Raw genomic sequence first — 1582 nt, forward strand, 5'->3', positions numbered from 1 at the left:
CTTGCACAAAGAATTGATTTATGTGCGCTTCAATTACTTCCATGATTTGTTCAACGCGACAGCCAAGCTGGTGCTTGATGCCTGACAAGCCATCATGGATCAGTGCACGAAACAATAGCCATAGTTGTTTTGCGAAACTCAAGTTCATCAACCCTTCGATTAATTTATCTCTCACGGTGCTTACCTGTAATCCGCTACCTTCTTGCTTAGCGAAGACCAGCATGCAAAAACGTATGGCAGCCAGATGAATCGACGCAATATGAGAGGCAAAACTACTGGTTTGTTCCTTTAACAGACCAAGGTGACGTTTACTTTCCTTGAAGTAAACCTCAATCCCCCAACGCAACGTATAGATTTCCAGAATACGGCTTGCTTTCATTGCGGTATCCGTAGTGATAAACAATGCCCAATCATGTTTGCCAGGTGTCTTTGCATTATCTCCCGTGGTTCCTTTAACAAAGAGCAGCCGGTAAGGAACCCACTGTGGTGCTTCATTGGAGGATGAGGCGAGATTAAGCTCGACATCCAGCAATCTGTAGCGATAACGTGTTCCTTGAATGCTTTGCCACTGCTTGCGAACATGATGACTATATAGTGTCTTGGCATCTGCCTGGGTAGTGCATCGCGCTCCATTACTGTAATAGCTATAGCGATACTGAGTTTTATCCTTCTTCATGCGCAAGATAGCGGTTAGATCTGTTGCTTGTGTTAAACGTAAAGTTGTTTTATTTCCAAACCAGGCATCCGCCAACAAATACTGTGCACTAAAACCGAAAGCCAAAGCACGCCTCACCATCCTGGCGGCCATTTCCGGTTTGCTCAGCAGCATTGCCTCCCGGTAGCGTTTTGCCACATGGCTTCGACCATCACGAAAGGGTTGCTTAAGCTCAGCAACATTCTTCTGACTGATATAAAGCTCATTATCCAGCGGGAGAAATACTTCTTCAGTGGCATAGCCTAGCGTTAGAACCTGTTGACCCTTGACAGCACGTCCCGTCAAATGATCAAAATGACTGGAAATCCCAGCCATCTTTTTACCGCGCCTTGCTTTGACTGAATCATCCAGCACAAAAGCTCTAATCTCATAGCCTATCAACTTATGTTCTATCACAACTTGTCGTGCAATCTGGTAGTGTAGGCGTCGCCAATTGACATCCTCCCGCTTAAGATAATCATACATAACATCTTTTCGTGCATCGGTGAAACTTTGCATGGATTTGCGGGAAAACATGCCAATCGAATCAACTTTTAACCATGCCCACAGTAATAGCAAATAAACAACCTGCGTAACTGCCACCCCCGAGCGCTTATGCAAACCCGCGCGATGCAGCAAAGTGGCCATATGCAATTTACTCCACAATGATGCAAAAACATTATCAATCTGCAGTTCTGACTGGGTAAATAAATCGCCAATTAAACTTGGCAAGCCCAATGGTTTTGTGTCACGATTCATCAAAGCCTCCTTGTGGTTGGTTAAGTTCGTCAAGCAAACTAAATTTTACCACTCAGGAGGCTTTTATTGCATACCAATCAATGTGTTACACTGTTTCATTACCAAAAATGAACCCCAAAACTTGAGTTA

Annotated in this window: 1 protein-coding gene; it reads right to left on the minus strand. The window is 44.2% G+C overall.

Features of this window, described 5'->3' with window-relative positions:
* Positions 1 to 1453 (minus strand): IS4 family transposase (locus tag BM283_RS17730; protein WP_090695491.1); only part of this gene is annotated, 1453 nt, incomplete at its 3' end.
* Between the last annotated feature and the right edge of the window lie 129 nt (positions 1454 to 1582).

Source organism: Nitrosomonas sp. Nm34 (genome assembly GCF_900113925.1).
In the GTDB taxonomy this organism is placed as follows: domain Bacteria; phylum Pseudomonadota; class Gammaproteobacteria; order Burkholderiales; family Nitrosomonadaceae; genus Nitrosomonas.